The sequence below is a fragment of the Phyllobacterium sp. MT110 genome (assembly GCF_058792715.1).
Window position 1 is genome coordinate 192,622 of record NZ_JBXAFE010000006.1, and the last position, 17,969, is coordinate 210,590.

Genomic DNA, 17,969 nt, shown 5'->3' on the forward strand with positions numbered 1-17,969 from the left:
TTTCTGAGATTGTGTAAATTAAGCAAATGTCGGAATCCGTCACGATCGAAGTCCCGGCCCGTCTTCACCTTGGCTTCCTTGATATACCACGCAACGTACCCGAACCTGGTCAGGACCGGTTCGGCAGTATTGGCTTACCCATTCAGGACATTTCGACCGTTCTGACGATCTCCCGCGCGGCAAAAGCCCATATCGAAGGAGACGAGCGGGAACGCGTTGCGCAGCACGTTGCAACCCTTTCCCGTCAGCTTGGGATCGCGGCGCACCACAGGGTTGTCGTGCATCGAACCATTCCCCGACATATCGGCCTTGGCTCCGGCACCCAGATTGCCCTTGCCGTTGCAGCGGCGCTGCGCACCCTGCATGCGATACCGCTTGATATCGTGAACGATGCCCATCTGCTGGGACGCGGGACGCGGTCCGGCATCGGCATAGCTGCTTTCGACGCGGGGGGTGTCATTATCGATGCCGGAAAAGCCACCCACGGCGCTGCACCCACCATTATCTCGCGGATTGCATTTCCCGAGGAATGGCGAATCATTCTTGTCTTCGACACGTCAACCCAAGGTATTCACGGCAATGCCGAGGTCGAAGCTTTCAAGGCGTTACCTCCGTTCCCTGTGGCGACATCGGCAGCGATCAGCCGTCTTGTGCTGATGAGCGCCATGCCCGGCCTGATCGAACGGAACCTTGCCTTGTTTGGCCGGGCGATCGCCGCCATCCAGACCGAGATCGGCAATTATTTTGCACCCGCGCAGGGTGGAATTTTTACCAGCAAACACGTTGAAACCACTATCACGCAGCTTGCAGAGGCTGGCGCAGTCGGTATTGGCCAGAGTTCATGGGGACCGACGGGCTTCGCCTTCGCCGCGTCACAGGCGGAAGCCGAGCGGATCGTCAATACCATCCACAGCAACCCGCATGGCACGGCCATTCAAATCGTCGCAGGAAGAAATGCCGGGGCTGATATCACGCATACCGCTCTGAATCTTGCCAGAGCTTGTACCATGGGCGCCGTCATCAAGAAGGAGCGGATACCGTGAGCCGCAAAACGATCCTGCATATGCTAACCCCGCTTCGGCAAATGAGCCCTTTCGACGTCAACATGGCGCTCGACGCAGGTTATGACGCCGTTGTTCCCTACACCGACGTCACTCTTTCGGATGTCGGAAATCTTGTTCAAGACGCCATATTCTCGCGGCCACCGGATGCGGGTGTGGCCACGGGCATTTTCCTTGCTGGCAAGGACGCGCCCGCAGCGCTCGACATGCTGGATGCAGCAAGGAATGCCATGGTTCCGCCCTTCGAAATCTCGGTGTTTGCCGACCCGGCGGGATCATTCACGACCGCCGCCGCCATGGTAGCCAAAGTCGAAAAGGCTCTCGCCAAAATTCACGGCCGCAAGCTGGAAGGAACCAGCGTGGCAGTCTTCGGCGCGACAGGCGTGGTCGGCTATTGCACCGCGGTGATTACAGCCCAACAGGGGGCAAACGTGACGGTCATCGGCCATGACGGCATTGAGCGGGTGAAGGCGATCGCCGCTTCGATCAAGCAAAGGTTCAATCTGACTGTTGAACCAGCTGATGGGTCAACAGAAGCAAAAAAAATGGAGGTCCTGCGAACCGCAGAGGTCGTGCTGGCCGCCGCAAAAGCGGGTGTGCAGGTCATATCGGCCGCACAACTCGGCAAGGCCGGCAAGCTTCTGATCGCTGCCGACGTCAACGCCGTTCCGCCAGCTGGTATCGAGGGACTGAAGGTCAACGCCAATGCTGATCCGCTCGATGCGACAGAAGCTGTCGGCATTGGCCCGCTTTCCATCGGTAATGTCAAATACAAGACTCAAGCCGGTTTGTTCGAACAGATGATCAAGGCGAAGAAGCCGGTTATCTTTGATTTTCGGGACGCATTTGCCCTTGCTCGCGAACTCGCCAAATAATGCGGTTCTGATAGCCGCTGTCTCTGGACGCTCGCTTGCCGCGGCGGCGCGGCGGGCTGGCTTGCGGCCGTTGGTTGCCGACCTCTTCAACGATGCTGACACGCTGGCATTGGCGGAACGCGCCGTGAAGCTTTCGGGGAGCCTGCAGAACGGTATAGACCGAAAACATCTTGTTGAAACGCTGCAGAAACTGGCCGGCGATGAGGACCCGGTGGCCGTGATCTACGGCTCCGGTTTCGAGCGCGATCCGCAGATGATAGAGGCGATTTCACAACACTTTGCCGTTGCAGGAAACAGCGCCGGGACGGTTCGTCTCGTCAAGGACCCCGTCTCTCTGTCGCAGCTGTGCACCGAGTTAGCCATACCGCATCCCGATATATGTTTCGACACTCCCGACAATCCTCGGGATTGGCTGAGTAAGTTGACCGGTGGTGCGGGCGGTTCACATGTGAGGCCCGCGCATCGCGGAACATCGGGACAAGAATACTATTTTCAGCGGTTTGTCCGAGGCAGGAATCTCTCTGCCCTGTTTCTGGCCAATGGGGACAAGGCGCACCTAATTGGCTTGAGCCGGCAATGGTTTTCTCCGTCGGAAAACAGCCCCTTTCGCTATGGAGGCGCGGTCCGGCTACTCCGCTACAACCCGCGCAGAGCACAGCAGATAGGCGATTGGCTGACGGCTTTGACCCGACGGACCGGTTTGACCGGATTATGCAGCGCCGATTTCATCGTTGGCGCAGAGGGTCTGCATCTCATCGAAATCAATCCACGACCAGGTGCCACGCTCGATATTTTCGATACGGAAGAAACGCCTCTTCTGCGCCAGCATTTGCATGCGGTCACCGGATCGAATTTCTCGATACCCAGCTACAAAATCTCGGCGGCCTCGGCAATCGCCTATACCGCAAAAGCCATCAGTGCATTTCCGGATGTTGTTTGGCCGACGCTCACCGCAGACCACCAAACAGCAGGCACCTCCCTTCAAGCCGGTGATCCTGTTTGTACCGTTTTCGCCACGGCTCCCTCTGCCTCCGCAGCGATGAAAGCCGTGAAGGGCCGCGTCAAACAACTCGCGGTTAATTGGAGGGAGGAGTTTTCATGAGAGACGGTCACGCCTATCTCAACAGAAGCGCTCAACATCTGGCAGATAAGATGATCGAGCAAGCGGGACGGCTTGGCATCAATCACAGTCGTGGCAAGCTTGGCGAGCATGTGATTGACGCAGGGGCAAGTTGTCCGGGCGGCGTCGAAGCCGGACTGCGGATTGTCGAAATCTGCATGGGTGGTCTTGGCGTGGTTTCGGCAACACTCGATACAGGCAAATGGCCCTACAGCGTGCATGTCAGATCTTCACAACCGGTTTTGGCCTGCCTTGCCAGCCAGTATGCCGGCTGGAACCTCTCGCATGAGAAATACTTCGCCATGGGATCGGGGCCAGCCCGGACACTGGCGCGGGTCGAACCACTCTTTGATGAAATTGCCTATCGTGAACCTGAGGCAAAATCGTCGGTCATCGTCCTTGAAACCACGACGCCGCCGCCTGTGGCCATTGTTGAGAAAGTGTCCAAGGCAACAGGATTTGCACCCGAGAACCTGACATTCATCTATGCACCGACGCAAAGTCTGACGGGTGCGGTACAGATTGTCGGGCGTGTTCTTGAAGTCGCAATGCACAAGGCACACGATCTGAAATTTCCGCTGGGTGACATCGTGGACGGCGCGGGCCGCGCGCCCATCCCTGCTCCGCATCCGGACTTTCTGAAGGCGATGGGCAGAACCAACGACGCGATCATCTATGGCGGCACCGTCCAGCTTTTCGTGCGCGGCACCTCAGAAGCCGCACGCACACTCGCGGAACAGCTTCCCAGCCATACATCACGCGACCACGGCCAGCCTTTCGCCGACATATTCAAGAAATTCAAAGGCGATTTCTACGCGATCGATCCGCATCTGTTCAGCCCCGCCGAGGTCATTGTTACCGCGATTGAAACCGGCGATACTTTCCGCAGCGGTGGAATCCATGAAGCAATGCTCAAACAATCCCTGGACTGACGGACACAATGACAGAAACAATACTGATCCTTTCCGACCGGCCCGACGGTCAGGTGAAACAACTGCGCACCGCACTGCGATCGCATGGATTCAATGTCCAGACATTGCCGCTGGCAGATATCGGTTTTGATACCCGGTACCCCTCCGGCATTGCCGTCCCGCGCATGAACGGCGCCTTACCCGCTGCCGTCATCGTACGGTCGATTTCATCAGGGACATTCGAGGCGATCACGCGCCGTCTCGGGATCCTGCACGCCCTTGCTCATCTTGGCGTTCCCGTTTGGAATTCTGCCAAGGCGATCGAGCGGTGCGTCGACAAATCCACGACGACATTCTTTCTGGCACAGGCAGGGTTGCCGACACCGGAGACTTTTGCAGTTGAAAGTCTGGCCAATGCCAAGATCATTGCGGAGCGGGAACTCACGCACGGACCACTGGTGCTCAAACCGCTTTTCGGTTCGCAAGGCCGGGGGATCAGGCTGATCCGCAGCATTGAGGACCTGCCGCAGCCGGAGGAAATGGATGATGTTTATTATTTGCAGCGTTTCGTGGCGCGGCCAGGGCCACCTTACTGCGATTACCGGGTCTTCACCTGCGCGGGAGAAGTGCTGGGTATGATGGCACGCCGGGCCGAAGGATGGATCACCAATATTGCCAAGGGCGCGAAGGCGGAGCCGGTCATTGGCCCGTTGAGGAGCAAGCTGGAAGAACTTGCGCTCGCCGCGTCGGCCGCCATCGGCACGGATTTTGCCGGGATCGACATCATCCCTGCAGCTGATGGCAAACTTCTTGTTCTCGAAGTCAACAGCATGCCGGCCTGGTCCGGGCTTCAATCGGTCGTGCCGGTCCGCATTGCAGACTGTATTGCCGGCGCACTTGTCACCCGGATTGAACCTGACATCGGTGAGAGGCCAGCAGCGTGAGCCTGACACGCGAACACATCCGCCGCGCCTATATCGACGCCTGCTATCAGGAGATCGAGGCACTGAAACCAGGCAACGTGCATGTCTTCGCGGATGGTCATCGCATGAATGCGCAGCAGTTTTTCGACAGCGCGCAGGTTTCATCCGGCCCGTTGAGCGATCCCGTCAATTCTGTCGGCCAGCGTATTCTTGCGGCCGTTGCCGCGACGCGGCTGAAGGTTCAGACCAATACCAATCTGGGCATTCTTCTCCTGTGCGCCCCGCTTGCGCGGGCTGCTGCCAGTGAGACATCAGACCTGCAGCTCAGCCTCGCAGCGACACTCGCCCAACTCGACATGAACGATGCGCGCGACGTATTCGCGGCGATCACATTGGCACAGCCAGGCGGCCTCGGATCGGCGCCGGAACATGATGTTGCCAATGAACCGGATGTGCCGCTTCTGGAAGCCATGCGTGCCGCATCCGAGCGGGACATGATTGCCCGGCAATATGCGACGAACTTCTCCGACATCTTCACCGGCGGTTTGTCAGCCCATGGCGCAGCCATCGAGCGGAATGAACCTGCGATGTGGCCGAGCGTATTGGTTTATCTGTATTTTCTCTCGAATTTTCCCGATAGCCATATCATCCGCAAACACGGCACGCCAATTGCCGAAGAAACGCGACAGGCCGCAGAGAAAATCCTTGCGCGGATGACGGAGATGCACGACGGCCGCGAGCGAGAAAAACTGCTCCTTGCTTTCGATGCCCAACTTAAAGCTCGAGATATCAATCCAGGCACCTCGGCTGATCTTACAGTTGCGACCCTTTTTGCATCCAGACTTATCTGGCTCTTGCATAATGGCGAGGTAAATGCTTGAATTTCTCCAGCGGATTTTGTCCGCTGCTATCTGGCCAACCGACCCCGTTCTGGGGGTGCTGTGAACAAGGATAGCTGTCCATCGAGAGTCGTGTCTCGAGGTACGGCGTCTTTGGACAAACCACTTGGAAACAGTTTAGGGAGGAATTTGGCTGTGGCTAAAATCAATAAGGTTATGGTTGGCGAGTCGCTTGTGGGCGATGGGAATGAAGTTGCGCATATCGATCTTCTGATCGGACCGCGCGGCAGTGCTGTTGAAACAGCATTCTGCAATGCATTGACGAACAACAAGGATGGCTTCACATCCCTGCTTGCAGTCATCGCGCCGAATTTGGCGTGCAAGCCAAACACCATTCTGTTCAACAAGGTTACCATCAAGGGAGCCAAGCAGGCGGTCCAGATGTTTGGCCCGGCACAGCATGCGGTGGCTAAAGCGGTCCAGGACAGCGTTGCAGACGGCACGATTCCGGCAGATGAAGCAGACGATCTGTTTATCTGCGTCGGTGTTTTCATCCATTGGGAGGCTGAAGACGACGCCAAGATTCAGGACTTCAATTATCGTGCAACCAAGGAAGCTCTTGAGCGCGCAGTAACGGGCAAGCCGACTGCCGCCGAAGCAACCGCGCAGCGCGATTCCGTGAAACACCCCTTCAGCGCTTAGACAAGACACAACCTCGCACAGAGTATGCCCTCTGTCGCACCGGATGGCCTGTTGCGCCGGTTGGCAAAAAGTTTGGGCTTCTGAACCCGGACAAGGGGAAGAGCAATCATTCCCCTTGTTCACCCCGTCCTGGAATCGTTCCCGTTCATCAGCGATGAGATCGCCTCCGGGGAAAGGGAGCCGCTGTGCAGAGAGGTCGCCACAAGTGCTGCTGAAATGCCAAGCGCTTCCAGTTGTTCAAGATCGGCGGCATGTCGAATGCCCCCGGCGGCAATGACGGCGCGATCACCGGCGCGGCGCTTGATCTCGGTCAATCGTTCGAAATCCGGCCCCGCATTGCTGCCAACGCGGCGAAGCGTCATCACGATAACCCGGGAAGGCCAAAGATCCGCATTCTCGAAAAGCGCGGGAGGTCCAAGAAACTGATCCCCGCGAAAATCCAGGGAGAGAACCAGTCGCGGATTTCCGCTCAAATGCCCAAGAACGGAGGTATCGGCCTGGGACTCCGAACCCAATACCGGCCAGACACCGTCCATCGTCAAGACGTCTTCCAATTGGCGCAGGCTTGCGAAGCCGGCATCCAGCCAGACATCAGCCACGGCAATCAATGGTTTCAGACGCTCCAGCGCACCGGCGGCAAGACCTTGCTGTATGGCATCCAGTTCAGCGACATAAAATGCAGGAAAGGGGTAGAGCTGGCGTAGGCCTTGCGCGACATCGAGGATATCGGCCGTTGGGCTGAGTGGTGTTTCGATGGGCCGATAGGCCGCGCGATTGCCCACATGAGCACGGACAACGAGACCATCTTTTATGTCGAGTACCGGAATGATATGCACGAGCAGAATCCAAGGAATGATACAGCCATGAAATCCCGATTTGCCAGCAAAGGAAAGCCCCTGATCACAGGTTGGGATGTGGGCGGTGCCCATCTCAAAATGGCACAATGCCGAAATGGCGAGATTGTCTCGGCAAAAATCTTCAAGACACCGCTTTGGCTTGGTGTCGATCAGGTGCATGAGGCTCTGCGTGAACTGGGGCCTTTGCAGGCAGACGGCACTTTCAATGTATTCACCATGACCGGCGAACTCTCGGATACATTCACGTCCCGCGATGCGGGAGTTGCCGGCCTCCTCGATTTCATCGAAGAAAAATTCGGCAACGAGAATACGCTCATCTATGCGGGTCGCGGAGGTTTCTGCGACATTGCCGCCGCCCGCGGCTTGGGGAGCGATATCGCCTCGGCCAATTGGCACGCAACGGCATCATTGAGTGCAAAGCTGGCCGATACCGGTCTTTTTGTCGATATGGGGTCAACAACGACGGATATTCTTGCCTTCATGAACGGCGACCTGATCCATCGCGGCTATTCCGATGCGGAGCGACTGTTGACGGGTGAACTGGTCTATACGGGGTTCGCCCGCTCGGCGCTGATCGGCATCGCGGCGCTCGTCCCGGTAGGGGGGCATATGACCCCGCTCATGAACGAATATTTCGCCAACACCGCCGATCTCGGCCGCATTCTCGGCACGCTGGATGAAGCTGATGATAAATATCCATCCGCCGACCGCCAGCCGAAAACACTCGCCGGATCGATCCAGAGACTGGCGCGCATGGTCGGGCGCGATACCAGTGACCTTAAAGAGGCGGAATGGATCGATATTGCCCGGTGGTTCAGCGAGCACCAGTTGCGAATGATCCATGATGGCGCATTTCGCGTCGCACGCGATCTTGCGCGAGCTGCCGATGCGCCGATTGTCGGTGCCGGTATTGGCAGACCGCAGATCAGACAGCTCGCCAAGCGCATGGACCGGCCCTATGTCGATTTCGGAACGTTGATACCGGCAGCGCCAGGTGCCCGCGACGACGCCAGCAAGGCTGCGCCAGCGGCGGCGGTCGCGCTGCTCGCTTCAATGTACTTGCAGGGATAACCTAGGCTGTGCCGGAAGGATGGGCCGCGCTCTTGCCTTTGGAATCGGCCGTCTCCTGATATTCTTTTACCCGCTGCAGCAGCCATGACCAGGCCAGCAGCTCATCCGGTCCAGCAGTCTTGTCAATTGCAATCGTAAGATAGGCGATTTCAGCTTCGATCTTGTCCTGCGGCAGCATGTGCAGCCGGCTGACCAGAATAGCCAGTTCGAGCACGGCAGCCTTGGCACGGTTGAGCCCGGTAAAAGGGGCATGCGTCGCCTCGGAAACCACTTTGCAGAAATGGCGCGGTCGCAGCCCGTCATCGTCGACAGACACCACCTCAAGCACGGAATGGCTCAGCGCGGATTGGAGACGCGGGACCGGACAATTCGCGACGGCAACGGTCGGCCAGTCCTTGCGTCCCGTCAGGCAACCGGCAAACACCAGCATATCGTCGGTATAGTTGGCAATGGCGAAGGGGACAGCCGCCAGGTTCTCCAGTGTCTTTGAAGGACGAAACGGAGCGATGATCCAACCATGATCCTGCTCGATGATACCAAGCGGTGCAATGTGAACAATACCGGCGGCATCGACCGTGGTGACGATGGTTTCCCTGATATAGGTCAAGTCGCCCTATCCTTCTTCGCTCGCAACGTGTGGCCCGCTTCCTTTAACCTGAGACGGTCCGCCTGCTCTTCCGGCGCACCCGCTCCCCAGGAAAGTGGTTCGTCCTGCGCATAACGCTTGCTCAGTTTCCAGGCTATTTCAGCCTTGGTCAGTTCCGCGCCCAGATAAAATGCATGAGCGCCATCCGATTCAACGTCGAGACGCGGAAAAAGTTCAAATGCATCCTGCGCAGTCGCGTGACCACTGGCGTTGAAAACATGGATGCCATCCGGCGCGGTCATAATGCGGAAATTGGCATCCCGCACATCACCGGCCAGCGCGGCGATATCCTCAACGCTGTTCGGATAGGGTTTGCGATCATGAACCTGCAACAGGCCCGCGTCATAGCCACGCGGCAGGGCATGATCCTGTTTGGCTGCAAACATCATGCGGCGGGCGTGGTCATGCTCCTCGACCGTGCGAACGGTGTGGGGGCTGACATTGACGACCAGAACATTGTCTATCGACAGTTCCGAGCAGATACCCGAGAGCAGCGCCGTTACACCGGAGGAATCCGCATCGGTGAGCTCGGTCAGATTGCCCGTACCCATCATCATCGGGATATCCGGCCAGCGGCGGCGTGCCTCCATGAACCGGCCGAGCGAAGCGGTAAAACCGAAATGGATGGGATCGAGCACCGGATCAGCGATGAAAGAAATCTCGGCTGTCTGTGCCTTGTGAATCGCACGGCCAAGCGAATCGAGATCACCGGCAATCGAAGGAATGAGGATTGGAGTAACACTGTATCTTACCGCCAGATCAACGGTTTCCTCAGTCAGACTTAGTAGATAATCCGCACCGGCCGCGGCGCCGGTTTCAAGTTCCCCGGGGTTGGCGGAATCCACGCTGACGGAGAGGCCTTGCGCCTTTAAACGGCGAATGGCGTCGGCAAGATGCGGAAACGGCGTTTCAGGCAGGCAGCCGAGATCGATGACATCGGCACCTGCCGCGGCAAGTTTCAAAGCGCGCTGCGTCAATGCCTCCAGCGACAATGCCGACGCATCGACGATTTCTGCAAAGATACGCATATTGTGCATGGAGAGATCAACGGGCTTGCCCACCCGGCCGAGAAAAACAGGCAGATCGGCAACTTCATCGGGGCCCCGGACGAAGGGAACGCCAAAGCGCTGGCCCAGACGATCAAGATCACCACGATATCGCCCGGGCAGAATGACACGGTCGGCGGTCACCGGCAATTTCAACCGACGCGCGATAATCTCTTCGCTCATAAGCGCCGCAACCTTCACGCCGATGTCGACGATTTCATAGGTGAACGCTACGTCGTTGAGGCCGGCAAGGATGCGCTCCAGCCGTGAACGGGCCAAATGCCCGGTCAGGAACAGAAGATGCTCCGCCATATCAAGCGACCTCATTGGCACGGCGCGCGATGGCTGCCTTCAACTCTGCCAGAGACTCGACGACCTCGGTCCGCTCATAGGTCTTGAGACGTGCCGTGTTTTCAAGATCAATCGGCCTGGGATAGACCTTGACCATGCCGCCGGGTGCCATCGTCTCAAGCTCAGGTGCCGTATCACAGGCAAAGACAATGGACGGCACCCGGCATTTGCCGGCTTGCGCATAAACATTGGTCGGAAGGGAATCCGAAATGCCGGCGACGCATTTGGCAACGGTATTCGACGTCGCCGGGGCAACAACCGCAGTATGATAAACCCCGTTGTAGAAGCCGCCAACCGGCACGGAACTTGCGGTCTTGTCATGCAAAACCCGTGTAGTCTCGGGAAAATCGAGCTTCACCTTATACATGCGCAGGACTTCATTGGCGGCTTTGGAGACGAACACGTCACAATGTTCGAGTGTTCTTATGAGCTCGAAACTCTCCACGAAGAAATGGCCGGAGCCGGTCAGCGCCCAAGCCCATCGCGGCGTATGCAGTCGTGTCATTGCTCACCCGTTGCTTCGAAATAACTGTTGCGCATCATCACGCGTCCGGGAAAGCCTGCCAAGGGTAAATCCAATGCATCCAACATCGCCGGCCCGGCAATATGAAGAGTCATGCCGTCTCCAAGCATATCCCGAAGCATATTGTCGACGATGCCCGCAGCGGCAACATCTTCTACCGATGAATAGTATTGGTGTTCATCGGTCTGCTTGATGAGCAGCACTGCGTCAGCTTGCAATTGTTCGGCAAGCCACGCGCTCAAACTATCCGAAGTGATATCCCATGACATGGGAATGTCCGGTGCTCCGGCTGTCATCACAGATGGCAGCCAGACGGGTATGAGCCCCGCTTCAAGTGCGTCAGCGATCTCCACGATGGACCGTGCTGTTTGGAAACGTTCATGACGCTCAGCAACAGCAATGCCAAACTGATCCATCGCCAGGATTGCCATCGCATGCGCTGCTTCGTCCGAATAGCCAAGACGCTTTTGCGAGACCCGCACCTGATCGGCAAAAGGCCCGCCTCCGGGAACAATCACCAGCGGAAACGTTGCGCTTGCCAGCGCCTCGATCCAGCGCCGCATTTCCACATGGCCCGCCGTGCTTCCTCCAAGCTTCACGACAAGCAGCCTCATGAGGACTTCCGTCCCCCATGCACCTGCGCAAACCGCAGCTTGGCTGAATTTTTCACATCGCGCGTACGCTCGATCTCGACACCGACACCGCCGGGTCCAATTTCGAGTTTTTCCGCGCGGACAAAGACCCGCGTCACCCGTGGATTTCTAAGCACCAGTGCGGCCACCTGTTCCGCCAATGTCTCGGCAAGCTCAACGTGGCCCTCGGCAACAATGGCACGAATTCCGTCCATGATGAGATCGTAGGAAACCACGTGCCGCATATCCTCGGGATTGCGCGTGACCCGCAAAACCTCGGCCGTCACGTCGAACCGTACCTTCTGTGATTTCCCATGCTCGAAACGATAGGCACCGATATGCACAGGCAAAACAAAATCACGAACGAAAATCTTGTCCGTGCCGAGCCCCGCCTCTTCCGGTTCAGGAAAATACCCCCGCGCAGCAAGCAGTTTGTAGTCGACGCTGGCAGGCATTCCCTGCTCGAGCACTTCGGGGATCAGACCACGTATCTTCACGGTCGCCAGCGCATCAATGGATGCCTTGCGGTCAAGGTCAGCGCAGAGCGCCCCGCGAAACCCCATAAAATCCGGATCGTAGGTTAACAGCCGCGAGATATCCGGTGCTTCGAGTGATCCCGCGACGCCGACCATCAATCCGTTCGACTGGCCATTCCTGACGAATTTGCCGATCTGGTCTGGAGACAGATGATTGAGCAAGCGGCCCTTGGATTTGTCGGCGGTGTCGATCATCACGCCATGAAATCCGCCACCTGCCAAGGTTTCAAACAAGTTTTGACTGTAACCGCTCCAATTGTCGGCAAAGACGACGGCAATCAATTTATTGTGTAAGGCAAGAGGCTGCAGCGCCGTCACGCAGGCCTCAAGCGGCCCGGACGGAAACAAACCTATCTTGATATAGTCCAGACCTGCTGCTGCAAATTCTTTCACCGTCCGCCCGATCGTTTCCGGATGCATGGGAAGATCGCCGCACGCTGCACTGATGGGCCGCCTGCCTGATATAAAGTCCTTCACTTCCAGGACCTTGCTCAGGTCGACCGCGCCAAGTGCGCCGTTGGCCGGATCTTTCATATCGATGATATCCACACCGCTTTGAAAGACAATTTCAGCTTCCTGACGGTTCTGCACACTGGCCAACATTTTTGTCATCGGCTTGCTCCCGCATGAAACCGAGAAACTTTGCCTCGCATGCAAGAAAAGCTGACTCGAAGGGTTGAGATTGTGGTGGGGTTGTTTAAAAACACTATGGGCACCTCTGTTCTTAACCCACCGCCATTACTTGAATGGCGGCAGTATGAATGGTTTGGTCATGAAGAGTACGGTGCCAATTACTCTCACGTTTTTATTCGGCTTTTTTTTGCTGTTCGTCAACGTGTCTGAGTTATCGGCGCAGCAGCCGGCAGCAAATCAGTCAGCAAAGCCGGGTGTGGACGCACGCATTGGCTATCTTCGCGCCTACGAACCGCAATTGGCCCTCTCGGTTCTGGATATACCGCCGCGCGACGAAGGTGTTGCCGGTGCGAATGTCGCGATTAGCGACAACAACACGACAGGCAAATTTCTCGGCCAACAATTCACGCTCGATGTCACGGAAACAAAATTCAACGCCGATGTGATTCCGGCTTTCAAGGAAATGGTTGCGCGCGGCGATCGCTTCGTCCTTGCGGATGTTTCCGCCAAGCAATTGTTGTCCATAGCGGATATCGCAAAGGATGCCGGCGTACTGCTTTTCAACATCGGCGCGACCGATGACATTTTGCGCGAGGAGGAGTGCCGGCCAAATGTCTTCCACACTGCACCGACACGCAGCATGCTTGCAGACGGGCTGGCGCAATATCTTGTCTGGAAGCAATGGCGCAAATGGGTGCTGCTTTATGGCTCGCACGAGAATGACAAGCTCTATGCTGACGCCATCCGGCGTGCCGCGAGCCGCTTCGGTGCAACAATCGTTGAGGAACGCCTGTACGAAGACCGGGGTACGGCACGAAGAACTGACAGTGGCGTCGTCCTTGTGCAGCAACAGATGCCGGTTTTCACACAAAACCTGCCCGAGCATGACGTCGTCATCGTTGCCGATGAAAGCGAAGTCTTCGGCAGCTACGTTCCTTACAGGACATGGACGCCGCGGCCGGTGGCGGGAACCGCTGGCCTCGTGGCCTCAAGCTGGCATCCGGCAAGCGAACAATGGGGCGGCGTTCAGATCCAGAGCCGTTTCGCCAAGATGACCGGACGGCGCATGTTGTCGAAAGACATGCAGGCATGGACGGCTGCGCGCATTCTGGGGGAAGCAATAACACGCACGAAAAGCGCCGGGACCAAACAGGTCGAGGACTACATCAAATCCGATGAATTCTCCATCGCGGCTTTCAAAGGCCAGAAGCTCACATTCCGCAATTGGAACTGGCAATTGCGGCAGCCGATCCTGATCGGCGATGGACACGGCGTCGTTTCGACGTCACCGCAAGCGGGCTTCCTGCACCAGTTCTCGGAGCTGGATACGCTGGGTGTCGACAGGCCGGAAACCAAGTGCAGGCTCAAATAAACGACAAACCTATGGGAGGACTGGATGCGACATCACATGTGCCTACTTGCTGCGGCAGCAGCGCTGCCGTTTCTTGCGCAACCCGGCTGGGCGAATATGGTTTATGTTTCCAACGAGAAGGGCAATTCGATTACCGTCGTCGATTCCACATCAATGGAAGTGGTGAAGACCATCGACGTCGGGCAACGCCCGCGCGGCATCACGATCTCGCCGGACGGGAAAATAGTCTATGTCTGTGCCAGTGACGACGACACCGTGCAAATGATTGATACGAGCACAGGCAAGATTGTAGGCACTTTGCCTTCCGGTCCGGATCCCGAACTCTTTATCCTGTCCCCGGATGGCAAGACGCTCTATGTGGCCAATGAGAACGATAATCTCGTCACCGTCATCAATGTGGAAACACGGGCGGTTGTTGCGGAAATTCCCGTTGGGGTGGAACCGGAAGGCATGGGCGTGAGTCCCGACGGCAAGACCATCGTCAATACGTCGGAAACGACCAACATGGCGCATTTCATCGATACTTCCACGCACGAGATCACCGATAACGTGCTTGTCGATTCACGCCCGCGTTACGCGCAATTCAAGCCAGACGGTTCGGAAGTGTGGGTATCGGCAGAGATTGGCGGCACCGTATCTGTCATTGACAACAAGACACGCGCGGTAAAGCACAAGATTACCTTCGACATTCAGGGATTGCGCTCAGAACAAATCCAGCCGGTCGGTATACGTATCAGCGCGGACGGCAAGAAAGCCTACGTGGCGCTTGGCCCCGCCAACCGGGTTGCCGTCATCAACGCCGAGACTTACGAGGTGGAAAAATATGTCCTGGTGGGGCAGCGGGTCTGGCAGCTTGCTTTCATGCCGGACGGCAAAACCATCATAAGCACCAACGGCCTGTCCAACGATATCACATTCATCGACACCGCGACGGATGAGCCGATCAAATCGGTCACCGTAGGCCAATTGCCGTGGGGTGTTGCGGTTGCGCCGAACTAGACAAAATCATCGACCAAAGGGAGGAACCATATGTCGACTTTCAGACGATTTGCACTGGCCGGATTTCTTGGGATAGTGCTTGCCCCGTCCTTTGCCTTGGCTCAGGCAGATGACGACGACGACAAAACAGCACCTGAGCCAAAGGCAGCAACCGAAGCCAAGACACCTGCGGTCACCCGCTCCAGCAAGAACCTGCCGGAACTCATCCTTGGCTCCAAAGACAGTGAATTCACGGTCAACCAAAAGGATTTTGAGCTGGTGGCCGGACAGGGCTATCGCTGGAAGATTACGTCGGCCGCAGGCCTCGAGTACAAATTCGTCACCGACCTCTTTCGCAATGTCTGGATGAATCAAATCGTCATCAATAACCTCGAAGTGCATATGAACGGCGCTCCCGCCTGGCTTGAATTCGACTCCCCCGGTACAATGAGTGTTCAATTCACGACAGTGCGTCCAGGCAAATACACCTGGTCGGTGCCTGATCTTGCTGAGAAGGGAATGAAGGGGACAATTACCATCAAATAAGCGCTAACATCGGCAAGCGCGGCAACTGCAGTGGGTAACCAAGGGGTGGAGCTTGATGAGTCCGGATGTTGAGTTGAAGACTATTCATGACAAGCCGGCTACGGATACGAGTGTACCGGCGCTGGAACTTGCCTCGGTAAGTTATTCCTATGGCAGGCGACAGGCGCTGGACAATATCTCATTCTCAATTGCACCCGGTCGTTTTGCCGTGCTCCTGGGTTTGAACGGCGCAGGCAAGACAACGTTGTTTTCCCTGATCAGCCATCTGTTTGCCACCCGCAATGGCCGCATCCGCGTCTTCGGCAACGACATCGATCGCAGATCCGGCGAAGCATTGCGGCGTCTTGGAATCGTCTTTCAGGCCCGCACACTCGATCTCGACCTGACGATCCACCAGAATCTGGCCTATCACGCTTCTCTGCACGGGATCGGGTCACGCGAAACCGATCGGCGTATTCATGAGCTGATGCAATCAATCGACATGAGCGAACGGTTGCATGAAAAAGCCCGCAGTCTTTCCGGCGGCCAGATCAGACGTGTCGAAATCATTCGCGCCTTGTTGCATCAGCCGTCCCTGTTGCTGCTCGATGAGGCAACCGTCGGACTTGATATCAAATCGCGGGCGACGATCCTTGCCGATATTCGCAGGCTGGTAGCGGAAAAGGGTATCAGCGTCTTGTGGGCAACCCATCTGATCGACGAGGTCAGTCACGCCGATCAGATCATTGTTCTCAATCAGGGTAAGCTGGTCGCCAATGGCACGACGCACGATGTCATCAAGGATACGGGCGCGGACACCATGAACGAGGCGTTCTCACGCCTTACCGGTATCATCTCTTTGAACGCCGGAGGTCGTCTATGACCGATATCCCCGGCAACGTTTCCATCAGGAGCATTGGACACAACCGCTTTGGCCCCATGCAATATCTGGTGTGCCTCAAAGGTATTCTCGTGCGGGAAGGACTTCGCTATCTGCATCAGCGCGAGCGCTTCATTTCATCGCTTGTCCGGCCTCTGCTCTGGCTGTTCATTTTTGCAGCGGGCTTCCGCCAGGTTCTCGGCGTCTCAATCATCCCGCCTTATCAAACCTACGTACTTTATGAGGTCTATATCACGCCGGGCTTATGCGGGATGATCCTGCTGTTCAGCGGGATGCAGTCCTCGCTGTCCATGGTCTATGACAGGGAGATGGGCAATATGCGCACCCTGCTGGTCAGCCCGTTTCCCCGCTGGTTCCTGCTCATGTCCAAGCTGCTCGCCGGTGTCGCCGTCTCGATTGTGCAAGTCTATGCGTTCCTGTTCATTGCCTGGTTCTGGGGCGTCAAGGCGCCGGCGTCCGGCTACATCCTGACGCTGCCGGCACTCTTCATCGCAGGTATGATGCTGGGTGCGCTCGGCATGCTGCTCTCATCCATGATCAAACAGTTGGAAAACTTTGCGGGGATCATGAACTTCGTGATCTTTCCGATGTATTTCGCCTCCTCCGCGCTCTATCCGCTCTGGCGCGTGCAGGAGGCCAGCCCCCTGCTTTACAAGATATGCCTGCTCAATCCCTTTACCTATGCCGTCGAACTGGTGCGGTTCGCCTTCTATGGGAAGATCGAATGGATATCTCTTGCCGTCGTCTGCGGATTCACGCTCGTGTTCATTGCCGGCGCCATCATCGCCTATGATCCCTCGAGGGGCCTCGTCATCAAGAAACAAGAGGGAGGAAACAATTGAGACAGTGTCGCATTATCGCAACCAGTCTTCTCATCTGCACCGCTTCGGCCGGAGGGTCTTTTGGCGCGGCGCAGAATGATCCGACCTGGCCCTGCGTGCAACGCAAGGTGCCCGAATTGTCTGTTGGTCAGGTTTGGAATGGTCCGGATATTCCCGACTCCGCGAAGGGCTGGGACAACGATGCCGCAATCCATGCTCTGGTCGATGATTTGGCGGCGCGCCGCAATCCGCTCGATACGGCCCGGACCAGAATCGTCGAATTTGCCAACGGCCTGCCGAGAGACCAGGTGAATGACAAGATGTTGCTGCTGTTCCAGGGTCTGTTCGACACCCTGAACCGCGAGCGAATACAGGTCATCTCCGGCATTTCACGCTATGCCGGCAAACAGCGCGAAATGGCGGATGATCTGCGCAAGGAAGCGGCCAGGGTCGATGCCATGCGCGGCAAAGCTGATACGGACCCGGATGATCTCGACCGGGCCAATGAGCGATTGACCTGGGAAACACGGATATTCCAAGAACGCGTGCAGTCCTTAACCTATGTTTGTGAGGTGCCGACAATCATCGAACAGCGGCTTTACAGCCTGTCCAAGACCATCGGCCAATCCATGCTCAGGCAATAGCC

20 protein-coding genes are annotated in these 17,969 nt (G+C 56.9%); 14 read left to right on the forward strand and 6 right to left on the reverse strand.

Annotated features, from left to right (window positions below):
• Positions 1-26 precede the first annotated feature (26 nt).
• The 7 genes from AC1Q5O_RS22580 to fae all read left to right on the forward strand — a co-directional run bounded on the left by AC1Q5O_RS22580 (position 27) and on the right by fae (position 6,431).
• Positions 27-1,043: a beta-ribofuranosylaminobenzene 5'-phosphate synthase family protein gene (locus tag AC1Q5O_RS22580; protein ID WP_492566087.1), complete on the forward strand. Its 1,017-nt coding sequence runs from the start codon at positions 27-29 to the stop codon at positions 1,041-1,043.
• Positions 1,040-1,936, forward strand: coding sequence for an NAD(P)-dependent methylenetetrahydromethanopterin dehydrogenase (locus AC1Q5O_RS22585; RefSeq protein WP_288191463.1), 897 nt, complete (start codon positions 1,040-1,042; stop codon positions 1,934-1,936). The genes AC1Q5O_RS22580 and AC1Q5O_RS22585 overlap by 4 nt, the downstream gene beginning before the upstream one ends.
• A 70-nt stretch (positions 1,937-2,006) precedes the next feature.
• A complete protein-coding gene (locus AC1Q5O_RS22590) occupies positions 2,007-3,038 on the forward strand; it encodes an ATP-grasp domain-containing protein (RefSeq protein ID WP_492566089.1) in 1,032 nt (343 codons plus the stop codon).
• The gene (gene mch / locus AC1Q5O_RS22595) at positions 3,035-3,988 is read left to right on the forward strand and encodes a methenyltetrahydromethanopterin cyclohydrolase (RefSeq protein ID WP_464663747.1); all 954 of its coding nucleotides are present in this window, start codon (positions 3,035-3,037) and stop codon (positions 3,986-3,988) included. Before AC1Q5O_RS22590 ends, mch begins: the two co-directional genes overlap by 4 nt.
• Before the next feature lie 8 nt (positions 3,989-3,996).
• Positions 3,997-4,911 carry an ATP-grasp domain-containing protein gene (locus AC1Q5O_RS22600; RefSeq protein WP_464663745.1) on the forward strand — a complete coding sequence of 305 codons (915 nt, stop codon included), beginning with the start codon at positions 3,997-3,999 and terminating at the stop codon, positions 4,909-4,911.
• Positions 4,908-5,771, forward strand: coding sequence for a triphosphoribosyl-dephospho-CoA synthase (locus AC1Q5O_RS22605; RefSeq protein WP_492566092.1), 864 nt, complete (start codon positions 4,908-4,910; stop codon positions 5,769-5,771). Before AC1Q5O_RS22600 ends, AC1Q5O_RS22605 begins: the two co-directional genes overlap by 4 nt.
• Before the next feature lie 153 nt (positions 5,772-5,924).
• Positions 5,925-6,431, forward strand: a complete 507-nt coding sequence (gene fae / locus AC1Q5O_RS22610) for a formaldehyde-activating enzyme (RefSeq protein ID WP_105734854.1) — start codon at positions 5,925-5,927, stop codon at positions 6,429-6,431.
• Positions 6,432-6,550: 119 nt separating this feature from the next.
• On the opposite strand, the gene AC1Q5O_RS22615 is transcribed toward fae, so the two are convergent.
• Positions 6,551-7,267 carry a HisA/HisF-related TIM barrel protein gene (locus AC1Q5O_RS22615; RefSeq protein ID WP_492566094.1) on the reverse strand — a complete coding sequence of 239 codons (717 nt, stop codon included), beginning with the start codon at positions 7,265-7,267 and terminating at the stop codon, positions 6,551-6,553.
• Between the two features lie 27 nt (positions 7,268-7,294).
• Here AC1Q5O_RS22615 and AC1Q5O_RS22620 point away from each other — a divergent pair, with 27 nt between their 5' ends.
• Positions 7,295-8,359, forward strand: coding sequence for a hydantoinase/oxoprolinase family protein (locus AC1Q5O_RS22620; protein WP_492566096.1), 1,065 nt, complete (start codon positions 7,295-7,297; stop codon positions 8,357-8,359).
• A gap of 1 nt (position 8,360) precedes the next feature.
• Here AC1Q5O_RS22620 and AC1Q5O_RS22625 read toward each other — a convergent pair whose 3' ends face one another.
• From AC1Q5O_RS22625 to AC1Q5O_RS22645, 5 genes are read right to left on the reverse strand one after another with little or no spacing between them, the layout of a single operon-like run.
• Positions 8,361-8,966, reverse strand: a complete 606-nt coding sequence (locus AC1Q5O_RS22625; RefSeq protein ID WP_492566098.1) for a DUF447 domain-containing protein — start codon at positions 8,964-8,966, stop codon at positions 8,361-8,363.
• Entirely contained in the window at positions 8,963-10,363 is a 1,401-nt protein-coding gene (locus AC1Q5O_RS22630) for a DUF6513 domain-containing protein (protein ID WP_492566100.1), read from the reverse strand. Before AC1Q5O_RS22630 ends, AC1Q5O_RS22625 begins: the two co-directional genes overlap by 4 nt.
• A gap of 1 nt (position 10,364) precedes the next feature.
• Complete coding sequence (locus AC1Q5O_RS22635) at positions 10,365-10,907, reverse strand: flavoprotein (RefSeq protein WP_492566102.1); 543 nt, start codon at positions 10,905-10,907, stop codon at positions 10,365-10,367.
• A complete protein-coding gene (locus tag AC1Q5O_RS22640) occupies positions 10,904-11,539 on the reverse strand; it encodes an amino acid kinase family protein (RefSeq protein ID WP_492566104.1) in 636 nt (211 codons plus the stop codon). The genes AC1Q5O_RS22635 and AC1Q5O_RS22640 overlap by 4 nt, the downstream gene beginning before the upstream one ends.
• Positions 11,536-12,705, reverse strand: coding sequence for a (5-formylfuran-3-yl)methyl phosphate synthase (locus tag AC1Q5O_RS22645; protein ID WP_492566106.1), 1,170 nt, complete (start codon positions 12,703-12,705; stop codon positions 11,536-11,538). The genes AC1Q5O_RS22640 and AC1Q5O_RS22645 overlap by 4 nt, the downstream gene beginning before the upstream one ends.
• Before the next feature lie 160 nt (positions 12,706-12,865).
• Between AC1Q5O_RS22645 and AC1Q5O_RS22650 the strand changes: the two genes are divergently transcribed.
• Genes AC1Q5O_RS22650 through AC1Q5O_RS22675 form a run of 6 tightly spaced genes read left to right on the forward strand, consistent with a single transcriptional unit; the run spans position 12,866 to position 17,967 of the window.
• The gene (locus AC1Q5O_RS22650) at positions 12,866-14,098 is read left to right on the forward strand and encodes an ABC transporter substrate-binding protein (RefSeq protein ID WP_492566108.1); all 1,233 of its coding nucleotides are present in this window, start codon (positions 12,866-12,868) and stop codon (positions 14,096-14,098) included.
• A gap of 36 nt (positions 14,099-14,134) precedes the next feature.
• Positions 14,135-15,097: a YVTN family beta-propeller repeat protein gene (locus AC1Q5O_RS22655; RefSeq protein WP_464663730.1), complete on the forward strand. Its 963-nt coding sequence runs from the start codon at positions 14,135-14,137 to the stop codon at positions 15,095-15,097.
• A 30-nt stretch (positions 15,098-15,127) separates the two neighbouring features.
• Positions 15,128-15,622 (forward strand): cupredoxin domain-containing protein, encoded by a 495-nt coding sequence (locus AC1Q5O_RS22660; RefSeq protein ID WP_492566111.1) that lies wholly within the window; start codon positions 15,128-15,130, stop codon positions 15,620-15,622.
• Positions 15,623-15,677: 55 nt separating this feature from the next.
• On the forward strand, positions 15,678-16,484 hold the full coding sequence (locus AC1Q5O_RS22665; RefSeq protein WP_492566113.1) for an ATP-binding cassette domain-containing protein: 807 nt from the start codon (positions 15,678-15,680) through the stop codon (positions 16,482-16,484).
• A gap of 56 nt (positions 16,485-16,540) precedes the next feature.
• Positions 16,541-17,344, forward strand: coding sequence for an ABC transporter permease (locus AC1Q5O_RS22670; protein WP_223614585.1), 804 nt, complete (start codon positions 16,541-16,543; stop codon positions 17,342-17,344).
• Positions 17,341-17,967 carry a hypothetical protein gene (locus tag AC1Q5O_RS22675; protein ID WP_492566115.1) on the forward strand — a complete coding sequence of 209 codons (627 nt, stop codon included), beginning with the start codon at positions 17,341-17,343 and terminating at the stop codon, positions 17,965-17,967. The genes AC1Q5O_RS22670 and AC1Q5O_RS22675 overlap by 4 nt, the downstream gene beginning before the upstream one ends.
• Positions 17,968-17,969: the final 2 nt, after the last annotated feature.

Bases quoted from the DNA above. Each gene is read 5' to 3' on its own strand.
- AC1Q5O_RS22580 (WP_492566087.1), top strand. From the start codon at position 27: ATGTCGGAATCCGTCACGATCGAAGTCCCGGCCCGTCTTCACCTTGGC.
- mch (WP_464663747.1), top strand. From the start codon at position 3,035: ATGAGAGACGGTCACGCCTATCTCAACAGAAGCGCTCAACATCTGGCA.
- AC1Q5O_RS22600 (WP_464663745.1), top strand. From the start codon at position 3,997: ATGACAGAAACAATACTGATCCTTTCCGACCGGCCCGACGGTCAGGTG.
- AC1Q5O_RS22620 (WP_492566096.1), top strand. From the start codon at position 7,295: ATGAAATCCCGATTTGCCAGCAAAGGAAAGCCCCTGATCACAGGTTGG.
- AC1Q5O_RS22630 (WP_492566100.1), bottom strand. From the start codon at position 10,363: ATGGCGGAGCATCTTCTGTTCCTGACCGGGCATTTGGCCCGTTCACGG.
- AC1Q5O_RS22635 (WP_492566102.1), bottom strand. From the start codon at position 10,907: ATGACACGACTGCATACGCCGCGATGGGCTTGGGCGCTGACCGGCTCC.
- AC1Q5O_RS22640 (WP_492566104.1), bottom strand. From the start codon at position 11,539: ATGAGGCTGCTTGTCGTGAAGCTTGGAGGAAGCACGGCGGGCCATGTG.
- AC1Q5O_RS22645 (WP_492566106.1), bottom strand. From the start codon at position 12,705: ATGACAAAAATGTTGGCCAGTGTGCAGAACCGTCAGGAAGCTGAAATT.
- AC1Q5O_RS22650 (WP_492566108.1), top strand. From the start codon at position 12,866: ATGAAGAGTACGGTGCCAATTACTCTCACGTTTTTATTCGGCTTTTTT.
- AC1Q5O_RS22655 (WP_464663730.1), top strand. From the start codon at position 14,135: ATGTGCCTACTTGCTGCGGCAGCAGCGCTGCCGTTTCTTGCGCAACCC.
- AC1Q5O_RS22660 (WP_492566111.1), top strand. From the start codon at position 15,128: ATGTCGACTTTCAGACGATTTGCACTGGCCGGATTTCTTGGGATAGTG.
- AC1Q5O_RS22665 (WP_492566113.1), top strand. From the start codon at position 15,678: ATGAGTCCGGATGTTGAGTTGAAGACTATTCATGACAAGCCGGCTACG.
- AC1Q5O_RS22670 (WP_223614585.1), top strand. From the start codon at position 16,541: ATGCAATATCTGGTGTGCCTCAAAGGTATTCTCGTGCGGGAAGGACTT.